Source organism: Tenacibaculum sp. SZ-18 (assembly GCF_002813915.1).
Lineage (GTDB): Bacteria > Bacteroidota > Bacteroidia > Flavobacteriales > Flavobacteriaceae > Polaribacter.
Genome location: NZ_CP019335.1, coordinates 1,537,197 through 1,557,137, shown reverse-complemented (window position 1 = coordinate 1,557,137; position 19,941 = coordinate 1,537,197). Strand labels below are relative to the sequence as shown.

Here is a 19,941-nt window from a genome sequence, read left to right as displayed (position 1 = left end):
TTTAATAATATGCAATGAATAAACACATTGTTAAAAATAAAGCTGCTGGAAACGATTTAAGTAAAGGGTCCTTTATTTTAATATGCATAAATACCGAACCTAATAAAAGAATTGCCAATCCTAAAGCTGCATTTTGTTTTAACACTGGAAACCAGATAGCTAAAATTAACAAAATGGCTAAGGTAACTTTTAAAACACCTATGACGTAACAAAAAGTTTTTGATAAACCATATTCCTCAAATTCCTCTATAATACTTGTTGCATTACCTCCTCGCCATTTGGTGGCCTTATTATTTTGTACTAGCCACACATTTAGAATACTGACACCTACAATAACTTGAAAAGCGATAATTAAATAATTCATAGTTGTTTGAGTTTTATACTCTCTAATTTAATTAATATATCTAAAAAAAACTAATTTTTACTGTTTCATTATTTGTTATCGTTAAAGAAATTAAGTCAAAAAGTATTAAAAACTTAATTTTTTTGTTAAAAAATCAAGTTTTTAAAACACCAATAAAATGAATTAATAATAACATATTATATCAGAAAATATCTTTAAGATCTGACAAACTTTGAGATTAAAAAAGATAAGCTTATCGTAAATTTATTAATGTTCGGTATGTATTCAATACTTCTCCTAATAATTTACAACGCTGAGATAGTTAACGCTCCACTAACAAACATTATTTTTTAAGTATTATAGTTAGTAGACTTCAAATTTTTATTACAGTTAAATATGAATAAAGTGTAATGGATAAAGTAACACTAATTACCTTTGCAAAAATTATATTCATGTCTAAAAGTTTTACCGACTTAGGAATTCTTCCTGAAATCCAACAGAGTTTAAATGATTTAAAAATCTCTGTTCCAACAGATATCCAACAAAAAGCGATACCTACGATTTTAAACAAAAACGAAGATATAGTCGCCTTAGCAAAAACAGGAACTGGAAAAACTGCAGCTTTTGGATTACCATTACTTCAATTAATTGACACAAATAATTCCAATATTCAAGTAATTATATTGGCTCCAACAAGAGAATTAGGTCAGCAAATTCACGCAAATTTGGTTTCTTTCGCTTCACATATTCCTTCAATAGCTATTGAAGCTATTTGTGGTGGAACTCCAATAAAACCACAAATTGAACGACTACAAAAAGAGACGCATATAGTTGTTGCGACACCAGGAAGATTAGTTGACTTAATAAAACGTGAAGCGATTAACATCAAAAATATTTCATATTTTGTTCTCGATGAAGCTGATGAAATGGTCAGTGCATTAAAAGATGGACTAGACACAATAATCAAAGAAATACCTAAAAAAAGAAGAACATTATTGTTTACAGCAACGCTTTCAGGAGCGATCAAACAATTGATAAACAATTATATGTCTAAAGATGTTATTCAACTTGAAGCCGATATGGAAACTATTGGTCATCAAGGAATAAAACATCAATATGTGGTTGTAAAACCCATAGAAAAACTAGAAGTTTTATTACATTTTTTAGCTTCCAAAGAAAGAGAAAGAGGAATTATATTTTGTAAAACCAAAGCGGCAGTAAATAAACTAGCAAAAAAATTGGCGATTAACAAATTCTCTTCTGGTGCCATTCATGGAAGCTTAACGCAAGGAATTCGTGATCGGATTATGGAACAATTTAGAGCTGGACATATTAATATTTTAGTAGCTACTGATTTAGCTGCACGTGGTATAGATGTAAAAGAAGTTTCTTACGTTGTAAATTATCATTTACCAGACACTTATGAAACGTATGTACATAGAAGCGGACGAACAGCAAGAGCAGGAGGAAAGGGACTTTCTTTAAGTGTTATTCAAGAAGAAGAAATTGAAGAAATTCCTGAGTTTGAAGAAGAATTAGGTATTACTTTTCGTCAATTTAAAAAAGCTGATGCACAAAGTATAGAAGAAAACAATACCTTGTTATGGGCAAAAAAAATCTTTAAAACTAAGCCCAATAGAAACGTTTCAGAAGAATTTAAAGATAAAGTTAAAACGGTATTTCATCATTTGACTAAAGATGAATTAATTGAAAAAATTTTGGGCTATCATTTGGCAGAAATGAATACAAATAAATTGAAACAAGATTCTCAAAGAAATAAGAAATAGTTATGGCAAGTAGCATTAAACAGCAGCAGGATATATTAGCTAAACTGAATATTCAAGAGTTAAATCCGATGCAAGAAGAAGCTTTAGCTGTTATTGAAAAAGAAACAAATACCATACTACTTTCTCCAACGGGGACTGGTAAAACGTTGGCGTTCTTGTTGCCATTACTAAAGACTTTAGATGCCAATAATCCTGAAATACAAGCCTTAATTTTAGTGCCTTCGCGTGAATTAGCAATACAAATAGAACAAGTAGCGAGAAACATGGGATCTGGTTTTAAAATAAATGCTATTTATGGAGGAAGACCAATTGCTAAAGATAAAGCAGAATTACAGCATTTACCTGCAATTTTAATAGGAACACCAGGAAGGATTTCTGATCATTTTAGTAGTAATCGTTTTTCTAAAAATAGTATAAAAACAGTAGTTCTTGACGAGTTTGATAAATCTCTAGAAGTTGGGTTTGAGAATGAAATGAGAGGAATTATACATCAAATTCCTACTCTAAATAAAAGAATACTAACTTCAGCAACCCAAGGTGTTGAAATTCCAGAATTTGTTGGTTTAGTTAAACCTAAAATTATTAACTATTTAAAAAACAAGAAAGATTCAAAATTAGAGATAAAGACAGTCGTTTCATTAAAAGCTGATAAAACACAAACGTTAGTGGATTTATTACTACATATAGGAAATAAGCCCGGTATTATTTTTTGTAACTTCAAAGATAGTATTGCCAAGGTTAGTGATGTTTTGCAGAAAAAAAATATTCATCATACATGTTTTTCAGGAGGAATGGAACAGAGAGACCGTGAACGTTCTTTAATTAAATTTAGAAACGGAACTTCTCAATTATTGGTTGCAACCGATTTAGCAGCGAGAGGCATTGACATTCCTGAGTTGAAATATATCATTCATTACGAACTACCCATGGCAATTGAAGAGTTTACCCATAGAAATGGTAGAACGGCTAGAGTAAATGCTGAGGGAATAGCTTATGTTTTACATTCAAAAGAAGAATTTTTACCCGAATTTATAAAGAAAACAGAAGCAATAGATATTACGGAAAAAGCAAAATGGAAACCTCAATTTTGGACAACTTTGTTTATTTCAGGTGGAAGAAAAGATAAAATATCAAAAGGAGATATTGCAGGACTTTTCTTTAAACAAGGAAACTTAAATAAAGAGCAATTAGGCATTATCGAGTTAAAGCAAGATTGCGCTTTTATTTCTGTTCCGTTAAATATTGCAAACTCATTGGTTGAAAAATTGAATAATTCGCGTTTAAAAAAGAAAAAAGTAAGGATATATCGTATTTAAAATCAATATAATAATTAGTAGTTAAATACAGACAGTTTAAAAAAATGGTAGTATTTTTGAAAAATAAATCTAAATAAAATAAAAACACATTACATTCAAATGATTACAGGTACAGTAAAATTTTTCAACGATTCAAAAGGTTTTGGTTTCATCACAGAAGAAGGAAGTAACAAAGAACATTTTGTTCACATTTCAGGATTAATTGACGAAATTCGTGAAGGTGATAACGTTGAATTTGAGCTTAAAGAAGGAAAAAAAGGATTAAATGCAGTAAACGTTAGAGTTATCTAAACTAGTTTACAAATAAAATTTTGTAAAAGTTCATCATTTATTGATGAACTTTTTTTTGATTAAATATTTAAGTAACTCCCCAATAATAAGCTAGGATAAAGCGTAGGAGGGAAGCAAAACCTATCTGGAATTTAATAGTTTATATTTGATAATTATCATACTTTACATCAATCTTTTTAGGAAGTTTGCGTACTATTATTTTAAATATCTTTAAGCTTATTTGTAAAAGTTAGAAAAATGGCTAGATAAAATTTTAGTTAGTATTTTTAGTTTTAACATTCAACAAAAAGCTTACATCTGCTATAATAATCAAAAGTATTATGAAATTTGAAGTATTTAAAAAAAGAAAAAATTGGTTACGGTTAATTGCTTCCGTAATACTTTTACCTATACTATTTGTTATTGTTACAGTATTATATATCAATGCTAAACAAAATAGTATTATTAAAGATCATATAGCTGAGCTTAACAAAACTCACAAAGGTTTTATTGATATTGGAGACACGCACTTATCACTCTTTAGTAATTTTCCTAATATTTCTTTTAAAGTAGACGATCTAAAAATAAACGAAACTAAAAGTCATAACTCACCGGTTATTCTTGACGTTAAAGATATTTACGTAGGTTTTAATTTGTGGGATATTTTAGAAGGAAATTATACTATTAAATCACTAATTGTAGAAGAAGGTTTCTTTGACATTGTAATTCATGAAGATAAAAGTCTAAATCTGTTAAACGCATTAAAATCCTTTGATGAAACAGAAAGTGAAGAGCCGATAGATTTTAAACTTCAAAAAGTCAAATTGCATAATTTAGATATTCATAAAAAAGATGAAGGTCAAAATACTGACTTAGAAACGTTTATTTATGAAGCTGATGGGGGTTTTAATATTGATAATGAAGTTATTTCAGGACATATTGATACGAATTTTGAAATGAACTTAATTCGTAATGGTGATACTACCTATGTAAAACACAAACACTTTGATGTTCATACAGATGTTAGTTTAAATAAGGATACTGGATTGCTTACTATCGAACCTTCAGGAGTAACTATGGAGCACGGTGATTTTGAGTTGGAAGGAAAAATAGATACAAAAAATGATTTTGATCTTGATCTTATTATAAAAGGAGCGAAGCCAAATTTTGATATGCTTATTGCCTTTGCTCCGGAGGATCTTATCCCTGTTTTAGAACGTTATAAAAATGCAGGGAAAATTTATTTTAATGCAGTAGTTAATGGATCCATACTTAATCAACAAGCACCTTTTTTTGATGTGAATTTTGGTGTTAGTGAAGCTTTTTTAGAAAACACGAACAAAGGAAGGCGAGTAAATAATATTGGCTTTAAAGGACATTTTACGAATGGTAAAGAACGAAGTGCTCGCACCACAACATTCTCGCTTGAAGATATGACTGCCAAACTTGGAAAAGGAAAAATTCTAGGAAATGTCGTGATCAATAATTTTGATGAGCCAGAGATAGATATGCGATTGAATACAGATTTTAATCTTGAGTTTATAGCCGATTTTTTAAACTTAAGTGAAGTAGATATTGCATCTGGGAATGTTTCCTTAAAAATGAATTTTCATGATATTGTAGATATTAATAACCCAGAACTAGCGCTCAGCAGGTTAAATCAGGCTTATTATAGCGAGTTAAAGATTGATAGCCTTAGTTTATCTTCCAAAGATCTTCCTGCACCATTAAAAAAACTGAATGCACATATAGAAATGAAAGGGAAAAAAGCGACTATCAATCAATTTGATATGCTTTTAGGTAACTCTGATATTTCAATAACTGGGTATTTGTCAGATCTACCTGCTATTGTGCATCATACAGATACACTTGTCGTTACGCATTTAGATATTAAATCAAACCTATTAGATATTGCTGAACTTACACGATTTTCTGCTACGGATAGTATAAAAACCGGTATAGATGAGCAAATTAAAGATGTAACTGCTGGATTTTCATTTAAATCCTCAGCAAAAGCTTTTACCGAAAGTAAATATTTACCGAAAGGAGAGTTCTTTGTGGACAGTCTTAACGCAAAACTAAAGCATTATCCGCATAAATTCCATGATTTTCATTTAGATGTATTAATAGATGATAAAGATCTTAAAATCAAAGATTTTACTGGTTTTATTGATGATTCTGATTTTCATTTTAACGGATTGGTACATAATTATGGTTTTTGGATGCAAAAAGAATTAAATGGAGATGTAGATTTAGATATTACGTTAACTTCCGATCTATTACGCTTGGAAGACATTTTCTCGTATCAAGGTGAAAATTATGTTCCTGAAGAATATAGACATGAAGAATTTGAAAAGCTAGAATTACATGTGAATTCTAGTATGCATTATAAAGCATCGGCATTACATTCTATAGATTTAGAATTAGACAAGCTAAATACCAAAATGCATGTACATCCTTTACGTTTTGAATACTTTACAGGTGATTTTCATTATGAAGATGATCATCTTGTAGTGAAAGATTTTATCGGTAAAATAGGAAGAACTTCTTTTAATATAGGTTTGAACTATTATTTAGGAGATGATGAAACGATTAAAAAACGAGACAATTACCTTAGTTTCAAAGCAAATTATATTGATTACGATCAGCTATTTCCTCCTGATAAACCAACAGAGAAGGCAACTATAACTGTAAAATCAAAAACGGCAGATGTTCCTGCACACGCAGATGCTTTTAATTTATACGAGCTACCATTTACGGATATGAAATTTGATGTTGATGTAGATTATTTTATGTATCAACGAATTCGTTTACAAGACATCAAAGCAAAATTACGTACAACTCAGAATCATTACATTTATGTAGATACCTTACATATGAATGCCGCTGGAGGTAATTTTAACATGTCTGGTTATTTTAACGGTAGTAATCCAAAGAAAATTTACCTGAAACCGAATATAAAAACTACTAAGATTGATTTGGATAAGTTCTTATTTAAGTTTGAAAATTTTGGACAAGATCATTTGGTATCCGATAATTTAAAAGGACATGTGTCTTCCAACATAACTGGAAAAATTAGAATCTATCCTGATTTAGTTCCAGATTTAGATCAATCTGAAGTTCATATGGATGTAAAAGTTTTTAATGGAAAATTACAGAATTATGAACCTATGAAATTGTTGTCTAGTTATATGGGCGATAAAAACTTGAACAATATCAAATTTGATACCATTCAAAATCATATTGATATACACAACGGACGTATAACGATTCCTAACATGACTATTGAATCCACCTTAGGACATATGGAATTATCTGGAACACAAGATTTGAATAATAATATTGAATATTACTTAAGAATTCCTTGGAAAACTGTTAGAAAAGCGGTTTGGTATAAATTATTTAAGAACAAAAAAAATAGTGGAACTAAAGAAGAAGAGGATGAAATTATAGAAGTTGATCCTAATAAGAAAATAAGATATCTAAACTTAAAATTACATGGAACTGTTGATGATTTTAAAGTGTCCATGAAGAAGAAACCTAAGAAGAAGTAAAAGGGATAATTTATATATTATTAAGTTGCAGAGTAAGTTTACGTTGGTTAATAAAATGTAAATATTCCAAATTTTAGTAGGAATTATTATTTAGTGTCCGTAAATTTGTCCGTGTCCGTAAAAACGTCCGCAATTAATATATGGCTACTATAAATTTCTATCTTGACAAATCTGATAAAAAAGGATTTTCTCCAATTCATTTAAGAATTAATTGTAATTCTGAACAAGTAAAATTATCAACAGGAGAAAAAGTACAACAGGATGACTTTGATAAAGAAACACAATCTGTAAAAGAGAACTCTGAAAGAGCAACAGAAATAAATTACTACTTAGCCTATTTGAGAGATAGAGCGGATGAATTATTAAATAATTCATATAAAAAAAGTTACACGAATAAAGAATTAAAATTAAAACTAACTGGTTTTGTAAAAGCATATAAAGAAAACCATAATGTAAATATTGTTCGAGAGCAAGTTTCTTTATACGGCAAACCTTTTACGTTTGTAGATTTATTTGCAGGAGCGGGAGGATTCAGTGAGGGCTTTTTACAGGCTGAACATAATAATAAGTTTTTTGATTTTTTGCTTGCAAATGATATTAATGACAATTCTGAGCTTACTCACGTAGTTAGATATAATCATCAATTAGGTTTAGATGCTGATTTTTTATGTCAAGATATTACTGAGCCTGATTTTTTAGATAATTTACTTTCCAAAATAAATGGAAAGAAAGTTGATGTTGTATGTGGTGGGCCGCCTTGTCAAAGTTTTAGTTTAGCAGGAAAGAGAAAAAAGTTTGACAAAAAAGACGATTTATTTTCACACTATTTAGAGGTAATCAAAGTACTTCAACCTAAGTATTTTGTGATGGAAAATGTGAAAGGAATATTGACTAAAGAGAAAGGAAAAATAAAAGAATTAATTATAAAAGAAATTAATTCTATTGTTGATATTAATGAAATTCCTCGTCTATCGTCCTTTGTAAAATCTTTAAAAAAGACAAATCTTGATAATAGTTTCTTAATTGATTGCTTAGTTAAAAGAATTGAAATAGAGCAATTCATAGACTCTAAAGCTGAAGAAGTTAAAGAGCTATATATAAAGACGATTGATTCAAAGTTTAAGAAACTAACTCCGAATATTGCTGACTATAAAACTAGTAAAACTGATGAAAGAATAAGTACTATCAGACACGGATTTAATCTTTTAGTTAGAAATAAAGAATGGGAAAAATTAAAAAGAGATATTATTCGAGAAAAAGACTTTTGCAATATCGATAATGATTACTTCATAGATTCTTTTACTCAATTTCTTACTGAGATAGATTCAAACGAAATTATAAATAAAATAGAAATTGCTTTTAGCAAACTAAATATTGCTAAAGACTATAAAAAAGCCTGTGATGATATAATAAATGCTTTAAAAATTTATGTATTGAGCATTGACGATTGTCTTTCATTAATACGTGATTATTGCAATGAAAACCAAAATAAAGAATTAGGTGTAATAATTAACGACATAAGGCTTTATAAGATTGAAGCTCCATTTGTAGCAAATTCATCTAACTACGGAGTTCCTCAAAATAGAGAACGAGTATTATTTATTGGGTGCAGAAAAGACCAAAAATTCATATCAGAAATTCCAGCAACAGTAAAGGAAGAAGAAAAAGTTTCTGTATTTGAAGCTTTATATGATTTAGATTTTATCGGAAATAACGAAGAAGCACATCAATATCAACTGGTTGATATTTCTAAGCAGTATAATGGTACAGCTAAGAAAATGAAAGGATTATTAAAAAAACGTTCCATTGATGGTAAACCAATAAAAACTAAAGGTAAAACTTTTGCAGAATGGAGTAGGAGAGGTAGACTAAATGGGAGATTTGAAAAATCAACCAAACCATTTTATGTAAGAAATGAAGAGGCTCTTAATAATGGAGAAAAAGTATATGATATTCTTCATAATCATAAAACTAGCAATCAAGGTAAAGATGTCATCAAAAGACTTGACATAATTTTGAAAGAGGGGGATTATAAAAAAGCTAAAGAAAAGTTGAATGAATGCGGTTTATCTTCAAATAAAAGGAATTATAATGTTCTCAAACCAGAAAGTCAAAGCCCAACGGTAATGACTATTCCTGATGATTATATACATTACAATTCTCCAAGAGCTTTAACTGTTAGAGAAATGGCTAGACTACAATCGTTTGATGATTCTTTTGTGTTTCAAGGAAAACGCTCAACAGGTGGTAATAATAGAAAATCTGAATTGCCACAATATACTTTAGTTGGAAATGCAGTACCTCCATTAATGGCGAGAGCTGTAGCTTTGGAAATTCTGAAGAATATTAGATAATATTTACCAAAAATTCTTAATGGCTTTTAATTCTGAAAACCACTCGTTATATGACATAACTGTTTGACTCTTTTTTAATCTACAATCAATTGCGTGTTCAAAAATCACAAATTTGACTCCATTTTTCTTAGCTTCTTCTAATTTATTATCAGATAAACTATCAGGGCCTAATTTTTTACCAAAATTCGCATTTCCTATTGCAGTACAAGCTCTATTTCTTGTATCGGCAGGCATCTGAGCAAATGTTAATCTAAATCTATCATTTGATGTAGTTTGACAAGCGACAGAACAGCAATTTTTTGGTTCATCCTTATAATTATCAATATCAGGAAAGAAAAAATCAAGTTTACACCCTTCTTTTAAAACGTACTCTCTTTGATAATCTTTTTTAAATTCAAAACCGTGTTTTCCTAAGAGAAATGATATATGATGCATTAAGCTTGAACCTGAACGAGAAACTCTAGATTGTCTATTAGAATCAGCAAGAGCAATAATTACATTCGTAACACCTGAAAGAATCTTTGTCGGCTCAGCATTAGTCAGAGATAATTCTTTGTATTCATCAATTACTGACCTAAGTACTGGAAATTCTAGTTCATTGGCTTCTATATCTGCATAATCTATAAAACCTTCTGTTATTAATTTTTGTTTTTCAAGATATATCTCGTACTCCAACGCCAAAAGATTGTCTAATGCAAAATCTACATTTTCGTATGAGTCAAACTTAGAACTATATGCTTCTTGAGCAAGTTCAGACATTCTCACTGTATCTGGTAAGTGAACTTTACGAATTCTTTTTATTAGACCTTTATTTCCCTGTAATTCTTTTTTTATATTTTCAAATGAATGATTAGTCATTTATTGTAATAGCTATTATTATTCCTCTTTTTTTAATTTAAGTTCCTTACAGACTTCTTTAAGTATTTCACAAGGGTCTACATCAATTGCTAAAGCTATAAGATATAATTCATCAACTCGTAGTTTAGTTCGATCATTATTAGCCAACTCACTAAGTCTAGTTTTACTAATTCCTGTTTTTCTTGAAACATCGGAACGATTAACCGATTTTCTTGCTAAAAACAACCCTAATTCTGTCATTAATTTCCTGATTTATGGAACATAAATTTATAGAATAAGATAATTCATTCCGATTTTATGAATAATTGATTTTAATTTTATCCGGATTTCAGTATATTTGTTCTGATTATCGGAATTTTCAATTCAAATCCAAGAATTATGCCAAGCAGAAAATATACTAAAGGTCAATTAGAACAAGTGGTTCATACACAATTAGACAATCTAAATGCAATTCACGATATAATTAGGATTATGAAACTCCAAAATGAATTGATAAAAAGTGTTAATAAGAAGCTTAAGGATGAAGCCTTGGATTTTAAAAAAAGAGTGAATTATGGAACAGGAAAGTTTGAATAAACTGTTAACTCGTAATATTATGTAAAATAGAATTTATGTTTTTACCCTGATGAAGCGTTGGCAAAACGGCCTCAGAAAACTTTGGTTCAAACAATAGGTGATGAGCGCGCATATTTTAGAAGGTTAGCAATACATATTCTTGATAATAACAAGGTTTAAAACAATTTCTAAACAGTCTCCAATGTTTTCTAAAATATAGCGATTGAGCCGTATATTATTTCCAAAGTTTTCTGCAGTCTTGATTTTTTTGTTTCTTTTTGTATCAAGACAAAAAGATATGCAAACTCTAAAAATGTTTAATTATAGTTCTGTAGTGAACAAGTGTATAGAAATTATCTCGCAGAGTAATTTTATACTCTTGCGGAACGCTTTACGAGAATGTCGTGGAAAAAATCTTGCGGGATTTTATAGAATTATAGCTTTCAAATGGCAAAACCACATATAAATTAAATCACAAACAATTGTCCTATAATTTATATTATGTTAAATAAAATATTTTAAAACCTCTATTCTCACGTTATTTTGCCTTAAATATGATTTCGTCTTCAAATGCGAAAATATTCCCCTTTTCGATGTCAAAGTTTGTATTTAATCCTGTGAACAAACTAAACGCAGGTAAAATCAATTCTGTATGATTCACATAATAACATGGCAATTTTAAATATTGTTTCCCACGAATTTTTAATTTAACACCAGGATGAATATGTCCAGAAATTATAAATTCATTTGCATCTGCGTGATCCACATCGTGTTTAAAAGTGATATTTTGAATCTTTAATTCATTTACGACCGTGAAATTTAAATCTTCAGAAACCAATGAATGAATTCTATCATGATTTCCTTTGACTAATATTTTCTCTAATTCTGTATAATCCGTTAACCATTCTTTAAATACGGTAATATTTGAATTATACTCTGCATGAAATAAATCACCAACTACAACTAACTTTTTAGGTGAAAAATAATCTATTAACGCTGCTAATCGTTTTAGGTCTTTATGCAAAACACTATCAGATATAGCAATTCCATGTTGTCTGAAATGTGCTGTTTTTCCAATATGAACATCCGACATAATCAATGTTTCTTCTGATTTCCAATAAATTACTCGTTGATTTGTTAGCGTTAAACTCGTTCCACCAAATTGAATTTCCTCTGTTAAAATGTTCATTGAATTAACTTATAATGCTGATTTTGAAGTCTTTTTACTCGATCTATTAATTTCTCATTACTCATGGTATCTCGTAAACTGTCTACTTTTATTGGGAAACTCAATGGTGTATAGCCACTCGCCTCTTTTAAAATGATGTTACTCTTCGCAATTCGCTGAAAAGCTTCTTGTAATCTGGCTTCTTCTAATTGTTCGTTAAATACTTCGGTATATGCTTGTCGTACTAACAAATTATTCGGTTCGTGATCTTCTAAAACTCTAAATATCAAACCAGAAGATGATTGTAAACTTTTATTCGTCTTTCTTTTTCCAGGTTGTGATTGCACCACTAACCCAGCAATTACGGCAATATCTCTAAATTTTCTATTCGCCATTTCTGAAGCATTTACACTGGCAATTGCATCTTGCATAAGGTTTTCTTTAGAAAGGATCTCTTTAATATTCAATTCATCTACAGGAATTTCTTGATCACTTAACAAATCAAAACCATAATCGTTCATGGCAATAGTAAAAGTAATCGGTTTTATTTTACTAATTCGATAGGCAATTAATGAGGCCATAATTTCATGTACTAATCTACCTTCAAACGGATAAAAAAACAAATGAAATCCTTCTCGAGTTTTAATCTTTTCTACTAAAAACTCATCGGATTTTGGAATATGAGAATTACTATTTTGCGCTGTTAATAAAGGATTTAAAAACTTTAATTCTCGTTCTCGAATTCCAGGTTCTAAAGCATCATTTAGTTTTAATCGTAAATAATGACTTAGGTAGGAAGTTAGTGGTAACCTCCCTCCTTTCCAACTTGGCGTAATTGCTTTTTTAGATGAACTTTTACGCACAAAAACAGTCATTTCTTTGATATGAACAATCTCTAAAACTCTACCTGCTAGTACAAACGGAGTTCCATTTTTTAGTTTTGAGATGAAATATTCTTCAATCATTCCAACAAATCCGCCTTTCATAAATCGAACTTTCAACATTGCGTCACTCACAATAGCACCAACATTCATACGGTGTAACATACTAATTCGTCTACTTGTTACTTTGTATAACTCACTTTCTTCATCAAAGACAACTTTATGAAACTCTTCGTAGGTTTTTAACGTATTTCCACCTTTGGTAATAAACAACATTGCCCATTTAAAATCTTCTATCGATAATTGTGAATACGCATGCGTTTGCCGCAATAATTCAAAGGTTTTTGTGTCGTCAAATCCTTCTCCAACGGCTAATGACACTAAAAACTGAACTAAAACATCATACGATAAAACTACTGGAGTTCTAGATTCTACATCTTTACGTTTTACGGCTTCTTTTAATGCAGAAACTTCTATTAATTGTAAAGAATGTGTTGGTAAACAATATACTTTTGAAACTTCATAAGGAGAATGACCACTTCTTCCCGCTCTCTGTATAAATCTTGCAATTCCTTTTGCCGAACCAATTTGAATAACACAATCCACAGGTTTAAAATCGACTCCTAAATCTAAAGAAGATGTACAAACAACCGCTTTGAGTAGTTGATCATTAGTGGCATCTTCAATCCAGTTTCTCAGTTTTTTATCAATAGAACCATGATGAATAGCGATTTGTCCAGCTAAATCAGGATCAGAATCTAATAATAATTGATACCATAATTCAGACTGACTTCGTGTATTGGTAAAAATTAAAGTGGTGGTATTCTCGTAAATTATAGGCAACACTTTTTTAATCATATGTGCTCCTAAATGTCCGGCCCAAGGTAAAACTTCCACTTCATCTGGTAATAATGAAACAATTTTTAGCTTTTTCTTTTCTTTAGAGGTTATGATGGTTGTTTTTACACCCGAATAAGGAATCAACACTTCTTTCGCTTCTTCCAAATTTCCAATCGTCGCTGAAATTCCCCAAATACGAACCTTTTTCGACAATGATCGTATTCTAGCCACTGCTAATTCGGTTAAAACGCCACGTTTTGTAGATAACAGTTCATGCCATTCATCCACAACAACACATTGTATGTTTTTAAACCATCTAGAGTTGTTTTTCTGCGTAAACAATAAATGCATGGTTTCTGGTGTCGTCAACAGAATATCCGGCATTTTTCGTTCTTGTTGTCTACGGACATTTTGAGGCGTATCACCATTTCTTACCGAAGCTACCCAATCTAAACCAATCTCATCAATCGCAGTTTGCATCGCTTTTTGTAAATCTTTTGCTAGAGAACGAAGCGGACTAATCCAGAGTAATTTACATCCTTTTTTATAGGAATCTGGATTGTTCAAATAATCAATAACAACCGCCAAAAACATCGAATATGTTTTTCCAAAACCTGTTGGAGCAACTACTAAACCACTATAATTATTGGCATATTTTTTCCAAGCTTTCAATTGAAAATCAAAAGGTGAAAAGGATTTTGAAGCCATCCAATCTTCGATAATTTGGTAACCACTGGTTTCTTCTAATTTTCTCATTGCTTGAAAATTAAATCTTTTACCGATTCAATCGTATCGATTTCATCTACTTTTTTATCTCTTCTCCAACGTTTTATTCTTGGAAAACGTAAGGCAACTCCAGATTTGTGACGATTGCTCAAAGCAATTCCTTCAAATGCAATTTCAAACACTAACTCAGGTTTTACTGTTCGTACCGGTCCAAATTTTTCAGTCGCATTCTTCGTTACCCATCTACTGATTTCTGTAATTTCTGCATCTGTTAATCCTGAGTATGCTTTTGCAATGGTAACCAATTGATCCTCTTTTTTAACAGCAAACGTATAATCTGTATACTTTGAACTTCTTCGTCCACTACCCTTTTGTGCGTAAATCATTACAACATCAATAGTTAACGGATCAACTTTCCATTTCCACCAAGTTCCTTTTTTCCTTCCAATATGATAGGTAGAACTCTTTTGCTTTAACATTAATCCTTCAGAATTCAACTTTCGAGATTCATTTCGAATCGCATTCAAATCGTTCCAATCTTGAACATGTATCGTTTCTGATAGTTTTACATTCGTCGAATTATTATGTTCAAAAAGACTTTCCAATTGAAGTCTTCTAGAAGATAAAGGCGTTTCTCTAAGATCTTCTTGATTCAATTCCATAATATCATAGGCATAAAATCCAATAGGAACTTCTTGTAATAACTTCTTACTTATGTTTTTACGATTCAATCGCTTTTGTAAATCATTAAATAATAACACACTGGAATCCTTTATCGCCAAAATTTCACCATCAATTACAAAATCTCCTTCCCAAGTTTGAAATGCTTCAATTAACTCAGGAAACTGATTCGTAACCAACTCTTCTCCTCTACTCCAAATGAATATTTCGTTATTTCGCTTAACAAATTGTCCACGAATTCCATCCCATTTATACTCTACTTGCCAATCCTCAATGGTTCCTAATTCGTTCAATTCTTTCTCTAAACTATAAGCCAAGGCAAACGGATAAGGTTTTGAATTATCATAATTAATATGCGCTCCAGAAAGCAGTTCATTAAAAGTAATAGTGTTGATATCCCAATTCCCTATAATGCTATGCATCAATTGATTTACATTTGTATTTGTAAGTTTTGCTAAAGCATTTACCAGTGTTTTTTTAGATACACCAATTCTAAAACTTCCACCAATCAACTTATTAAAAATCAAACGTTCCTGCGGTTGTAATCCGTTCCACGCTTCGAGCACATACTCTTTTTTCTCTTCTTCTGTTTTAGGTTTTAATGCTACCAATTCGTCCATCCATTCATATACCGGTTTTTCAATAGAATTCGATGGATCAGGTAATAACAAGGCCAAAGTTTCCCCTAAATCTCCAACAGTACTGTAACTCTCTAAAAAAAGCCATTCTGGAATTTTGGAAATTTCCATACACCAGGCTTTCATTAATGAAGATTTTACAGGCCTAGAAGGACGTTTCCCTGTAAATAAAGCAATCATCCACAACTTATCTTTATCCTCAGCAGTTTCAAAGTAACGAACCAACGCTTCAATTTTAGCATTGGTTTTATTCGTTATTTCGATACTATTGATAAGTTGCGTAAAGGCTTTCATTTATTATGATGCTGTTGTTTCTACTGTCTTTTTTTCTTCTGAATTGATTTGTTCTTCTCCGTATTCCGTAATTACTTCTTCAGATTCAATTCCGATTTCATTTAAATACCTAGAAAATGAAGCTTGTGAACCATGAGTCACATATACTTTTTGTGCTTCTGAAGATTTAACCGCTTGTAATAAACCATCCCAATCCGCATGATCACTAACAACGAATCCTGCATCAACACCGCGCCAGCGTCTATTTCCACGAATTTGCATCCAACCAGAACAAATGGCAGTTGCTGCATTCGGAATTCTTTTCAATAATTTACTTCCCAATAATGCTGGTGGCATGATGACAATCTTGTTTTTCATGTCGTCTTTCTTAAAATTACCATCCAATCGAATTGTTTTTGGCAAAGTAACTCCTGAAGTTTCTATAGCATTATTAATATGATGAATGGCATTGTGTACATAGATTTCATCAAAATCTTCCAAGAGTTTCATGATTCTTTGAGATTTACCTAAAGAATAACCAAAAAAGACACTGGTTCTATTGTTGGAGAGATTCGTCTGAACCCAATCGTGAATTTGAGCTTTTAACAGATGCTCTGGTTGCCATTTATAAATCGGTAAACCAAACGTACTTTCAGTTATAAATTCATGACATTTTAAAGATTCAAAAGGTGTTGTTAGTCCATCTTCTTTAATTTTGTAATCTCCAGAAAACACTACAACTTTACCTTTATATTCTAAACGAATTTGACAAGAACCAATAATATGTCCTGCTGGATGAAAACTAACTTGTACACCATTTATCGTTTTAGGTTCATTATAATTCAGAGTTTCTACAGAGATATCCGCGCCAATTCTGTGTTTGATAATGTTTTTCGTCAGCGTATGACACAAATAATGTTTCATTCCCCAACGTGCATGATCTGCATGTCCGTGTGAAATAATTGCATAATCCACAGGATACCAAGGATCTAAATAGAACTTACCGGGAATACAATAAATACCTTTATTTGTGAATTTGATAATTTTCATGTTTAACAAATTTAAAAAAAGATTAAACAAAAAATAGTTTTGTGAGTAATTAAATTTGATTCTTATCTGAATATGCGATTAAAACCAATAAATATACTGCGTCATTACGAAGAAGAATAACGACGCAGTCTGTACATTGGAGAATTCTTGATTTATTTCCGAATATACAGGTTACTTAATACCGTTTAATTCTATTCACAATTACGAATTTACTTTGTTATTACGAGGAAGAATGACGAAGTAATCTGTACAATGGACTTTTCTAATCTAATTTTGAATATAAAGATTGCTTCTTTCCGCCTCACTCCATTCGCAATGACGAATTTACTTTGTCATTACGAGGAAGAATGACGAAGTAATCTGTACAATGGGCTTTTCTAATCTAATTCTGAATATACAGATTGCTTCTTTCCGTCTTACTCCAGTCTCAATGACGAATTTACTTTGTCATTACGAGGAAGAATGACGAAGTAATCTGTACAATGGGCTTTTTTAATCTAATTCTGAATATACAGGTTACTTCATACCGTCTTACTCCAGCCTCAATGACGAATTTAAATTGTCATTACAAGGAAGAATGACGAAGTAATCTTTACCATTGAGAATTCCTGATTTAATTCTGAATATACAGATTGCTTCATTCCGCCTCACTCCATTCGCAATGACGAATTTACTATGTCATTACGAGGAAGAATGACGAAGTAATCTTTACATTGGAGAATTCTTGAATTAATTCTGAATCTACAGGTTACTTCATACCGTCTAATTCTATTCACAATTAAGAATTTACTATGTCATTACGAGGAAGAATGACGAAGTAATCTTTACCATTGAGAATTCCTGATTTAATTCTGAATATACAGATTGCTTCATGCGGTCTAATTCTATTCACAATGAAAAATTTACTATGTCATTACGAGGAAGAATAACGAAGTAATCTTTACATTGGACTTTTCTAATCTAATTCTGAATATACAGATTGCTTCATTTCGTCTTACTCCAGTCGCAATGACGAATTTACTATGTCATTGCGAGGAAGAATGACGAAGTAATCTTTACCATTGAGAATTCCTAATCTAACTCTGAATATAAAGATTGCTTCTTTCCTTCTTACTCCGGTCTCAATGACGAAGTAATCTTTACATTGGAGAATTCTTGATTTAATTCTGAATATACAGGTTACTTCATACCGTCTTACTCCAGCCTCAATGACGAATTTAAATTGTCATTACAAGGAAGAATGACGAAGTAATCTGTACAATGGACTTTTCTAATCTAATTCTGAATATACAGATTGCTTCATTTGTCGCATTCCATTCGTAATGAAGAATTTACGTTGTCATTACAAGGAAGAATGATGAAGTAATCTGTACAATGGACTATTTCTGATTTAATTTTGAATATACAGATTGCTTCATTCGTCGCATTCCATTCGCAATGAAGAATTTACTATGTCATTACGAGGAAGAATGACGAAGTAATCTTTACAATGGACTTTTCTAATCTAATTCTGAATATACAGATTGCTTCATTTCGTCTTACTCCAGTCGCAATGAAGAATTTACTTTGTCATTACGAGGAAGAATGACGAAGTAATCTTTACAATGGACTTTTCTAATCTAATTCTGAATATACAGATTGCTTCATTTCGTCTTACTCCAGTCGCAATGAGGAATTTTAAAATGATTTCTTTTTAAATAAAATTAGTTGAATTAATAAGTCTATTTGACGAAAGAATTCTCATTTTTATACTTTTGAACTCGCATGCATCCAAGAAATATACATAAGAAATCATCTTACGATTTTGATAGTTTAATCAAAGTTAATAACGCTTTACAAGAGTTTGTGACGTTAAATAAACATACAAATTCACTAACAATTGACTTTTCAAACCCTAAAGCAATTATAGAATTAAACAAAGCACTATTAATTCATCATTATGGATTGGCAAACTGGGAGCTTCCTGAAGGGTTCCTCTGCCCTCCTATTCCTAGTCGTGTAGATTATATTCATTATGTGGCGGATATAATTACCAATGAACAAGAACCAATAAAAGGACTAGATGTTGGTGTTGGTGCCAATGCCATTTACACTATTTTGGGTACTCAAGTATATAATTGGCAAATGGTAGGATGTGATATTAATGCTCAAAGTATTGAAGCAGCAAAGCAAAATATTGATTTTACACCTAATTTAAAGGACAAAGCAAATATCATTCACCAAAGGGATAATGCTAATATTTTTAAAGGAATTATTCAGCAAAATGATTATTTCCATTTTACGATGTGCAATCCTCCATTTTATACTTCGGAAGAAGATGCTTCGAAAAATGCCAGTCAGAAGCTCAAAAATTTAGGTAAAGGAGCCTCAGAATTAAATTTTGGTGGGCAACATAGCGAATTGTGGTGTAATGGCGGAGAAGCGCTGTTTTTAAAACGTATGATCAAACAAAGTGCTGATTTTAAAATGCAAGTAGGTTATTTTACAAGTTTAGTTTCAAGAAAAGAGAATTTACCAAAACTTGAAAAACAATTGAAAAAATTAAAAGCTAACTATACTATAATTCCAATGGAACACGGAAATAAAAAAACCAGACTTATCGCCTGGTCGTTTATGAAAAGTTTTAAATATTAAAGAGATTACTTCA

At 30.9% G+C, this 19,941-nt stretch carries 14 protein-coding genes; 7 read left to right on the top strand and 7 right to left on the bottom strand.

Annotation, left to right across the window (positions count from 1 at the left end; genetic code table 11):
* Position 1 precedes the first annotated feature (1 nt).
* A complete protein-coding gene (locus BTO06_RS07095) occupies positions 2 to 364 on the bottom strand; it encodes a DoxX family protein (RefSeq protein WP_100924631.1) in 363 nt (120 codons plus the stop codon).
* A 431-nt stretch (positions 365 to 795) separates the two neighbouring features.
* On the opposite strand from BTO06_RS07095, the gene BTO06_RS07090 reads away from it, so the two are divergent.
* From BTO06_RS07090 to BTO06_RS07070, 5 genes are all read left to right on the top strand, one after another.
* A complete protein-coding gene (locus BTO06_RS07090) occupies positions 796 to 2,130 on the top strand; it encodes a DEAD/DEAH box helicase (protein WP_100926736.1) in 1,335 nt (444 codons plus the stop codon).
* Between the two features lie 2 nt (positions 2,131 to 2,132).
* Positions 2,133 to 3,446: a DEAD/DEAH box helicase gene (locus tag BTO06_RS07085; protein WP_100924630.1), complete on the top strand. Its 1,314-nt coding sequence runs from the start codon at positions 2,133 to 2,135 to the stop codon at positions 3,444 to 3,446.
* A gap of 99 nt (positions 3,447 to 3,545) precedes the next feature.
* Positions 3,546 to 3,737, top strand: a complete 192-nt coding sequence (locus tag BTO06_RS07080; protein WP_100924629.1) for a cold-shock protein — start codon at positions 3,546 to 3,548, stop codon at positions 3,735 to 3,737.
* 320 nt (positions 3,738 to 4,057) lie between these two features.
* Positions 4,058 to 7,270 (top strand): AsmA-like C-terminal region-containing protein, encoded by a 3,213-nt coding sequence (locus BTO06_RS07075; protein WP_100924628.1) that lies wholly within the window; start codon positions 4,058 to 4,060, stop codon positions 7,268 to 7,270.
* A gap of 140 nt (positions 7,271 to 7,410) precedes the next feature.
* Entirely contained in the window at positions 7,411 to 9,624 is a 2,214-nt protein-coding gene (locus BTO06_RS07070) for a DNA cytosine methyltransferase (RefSeq protein ID WP_100924627.1), read from the top strand.
* Positions 9,625 to 9,627: 3 nt separating this feature from the next.
* On the opposite strand, the gene BTO06_RS07065 is transcribed toward BTO06_RS07070, so the two are convergent.
* Complete coding sequence (locus BTO06_RS07065; RefSeq protein ID WP_100924626.1) at positions 9,628 to 10,482, bottom strand: type II restriction endonuclease; 855 nt, start codon at positions 10,480 to 10,482, stop codon at positions 9,628 to 9,630.
* An 18-nt stretch (positions 10,483 to 10,500) separates the two neighbouring features.
* Positions 10,501 to 10,722 carry a helix-turn-helix domain-containing protein gene (locus BTO06_RS07060; protein WP_100924625.1) on the bottom strand — a complete coding sequence of 74 codons (222 nt, stop codon included), beginning with the start codon at positions 10,720 to 10,722 and terminating at the stop codon, positions 10,501 to 10,503.
* Between the two features lie 138 nt (positions 10,723 to 10,860).
* Here BTO06_RS07060 and BTO06_RS07055 point away from each other — a divergent pair, with 138 nt between their 5' ends.
* Positions 10,861 to 11,058, top strand: a complete 198-nt coding sequence (locus BTO06_RS07055) for a hypothetical protein (RefSeq protein WP_100924624.1) — start codon at positions 10,861 to 10,863, stop codon at positions 11,056 to 11,058.
* 517 nt (positions 11,059 to 11,575) lie between these two features.
* Here BTO06_RS07055 and pdeM read toward each other — a convergent pair.
* The 4 genes from pdeM to BTO06_RS07035 are packed head-to-tail and all read right to left on the bottom strand — an operon-like array spanning position 11,576 to position 17,294.
* Complete coding sequence (gene pdeM, locus BTO06_RS07050) at positions 11,576 to 12,226, bottom strand: ligase-associated DNA damage response endonuclease PdeM (RefSeq protein ID WP_100924623.1); 651 nt, start codon at positions 12,224 to 12,226, stop codon at positions 11,576 to 11,578.
* Positions 12,223 to 14,682 carry a ligase-associated DNA damage response DEXH box helicase gene (locus tag BTO06_RS07045; protein WP_100924622.1) on the bottom strand — a complete coding sequence of 820 codons (2,460 nt, stop codon included), beginning with the start codon at positions 14,680 to 14,682 and terminating at the stop codon, positions 12,223 to 12,225. The genes pdeM and BTO06_RS07045 overlap by 4 nt, the downstream gene beginning before the upstream one ends.
* The gene (locus BTO06_RS07040) at positions 14,679 to 16,265 is read right to left on the bottom strand and encodes an ATP-dependent DNA ligase (protein ID WP_100924621.1); all 1,587 of its coding nucleotides are present in this window, start codon (positions 16,263 to 16,265) and stop codon (positions 14,679 to 14,681) included. Before BTO06_RS07040 ends, BTO06_RS07045 begins: the two co-directional genes overlap by 4 nt.
* Before the next feature lie 3 nt (positions 16,266 to 16,268).
* Entirely contained in the window at positions 16,269 to 17,294 is a 1,026-nt protein-coding gene (locus BTO06_RS07035) for a ligase-associated DNA damage response exonuclease (RefSeq protein ID WP_100924620.1), read from the bottom strand.
* A gap of 1,764 nt (positions 17,295 to 19,058) precedes the next feature.
* Here BTO06_RS07035 and rlmF point away from each other — a divergent pair.
* Positions 19,059 to 19,928, top strand: coding sequence for a 23S rRNA (adenine(1618)-N(6))-methyltransferase RlmF (gene rlmF, locus BTO06_RS07030; protein ID WP_100924619.1), 870 nt, complete (start codon positions 19,059 to 19,061; stop codon positions 19,926 to 19,928).
* Positions 19,929 to 19,941 lie beyond the last annotated feature (13 nt).

Excerpts from the sequence above, each read along its gene's own strand:
- BTO06_RS07075 (WP_100924628.1), top strand. The coding sequence starts at position 4,058 with ATGAAATTTGAAGTATTTAAAAAAAGAAAAAATTGGTTACGGTTAATT.
- BTO06_RS07065 (WP_100924626.1), bottom strand. The coding sequence starts at position 10,482 with ATGACTAATCATTCATTTGAAAATATAAAAAAAGAATTACAGGGAAAT.
- BTO06_RS07095 (WP_100924631.1), bottom strand. The coding sequence starts at position 364 with ATGAATTATTTAATTATCGCTTTTCAAGTTATTGTAGGTGTCAGTATT.
- BTO06_RS07035 (WP_100924620.1), bottom strand. The coding sequence starts at position 17,294 with ATGAAAATTATCAAATTCACAAATAAAGGTATTTATTGTATTCCCGGT.
- BTO06_RS07080 (WP_100924629.1), top strand. The coding sequence starts at position 3,546 with ATGATTACAGGTACAGTAAAATTTTTCAACGATTCAAAAGGTTTTGGT.
- BTO06_RS07085 (WP_100924630.1), top strand. The coding sequence starts at position 2,133 with ATGGCAAGTAGCATTAAACAGCAGCAGGATATATTAGCTAAACTGAAT.
- BTO06_RS07090 (WP_100926736.1), top strand. The coding sequence starts at position 796 with ATGTCTAAAAGTTTTACCGACTTAGGAATTCTTCCTGAAATCCAACAG.
- BTO06_RS07045 (WP_100924622.1), bottom strand. The coding sequence starts at position 14,682 with ATGAGAAAATTAGAAGAAACCAGTGGTTACCAAATTATCGAAGATTGG.
- BTO06_RS07055 (WP_100924624.1), top strand. The coding sequence starts at position 10,861 with ATGCCAAGCAGAAAATATACTAAAGGTCAATTAGAACAAGTGGTTCAT.
- BTO06_RS07040 (WP_100924621.1), bottom strand. The coding sequence starts at position 16,265 with ATGAAAGCCTTTACGCAACTTATCAATAGTATCGAAATAACGAATAAA.
- BTO06_RS07060 (WP_100924625.1), bottom strand. The coding sequence starts at position 10,722 with ATGACAGAATTAGGGTTGTTTTTAGCAAGAAAATCGGTTAATCGTTCC.
- BTO06_RS07070 (WP_100924627.1), top strand. The coding sequence starts at position 7,411 with ATGGCTACTATAAATTTCTATCTTGACAAATCTGATAAAAAAGGATTT.
- pdeM (WP_100924623.1), bottom strand. The coding sequence starts at position 12,226 with ATGAACATTTTAACAGAGGAAATTCAATTTGGTGGAACGAGTTTAACG.
- rlmF (WP_100924619.1), top strand. The coding sequence starts at position 19,059 with ATGCATCCAAGAAATATACATAAGAAATCATCTTACGATTTTGATAGT.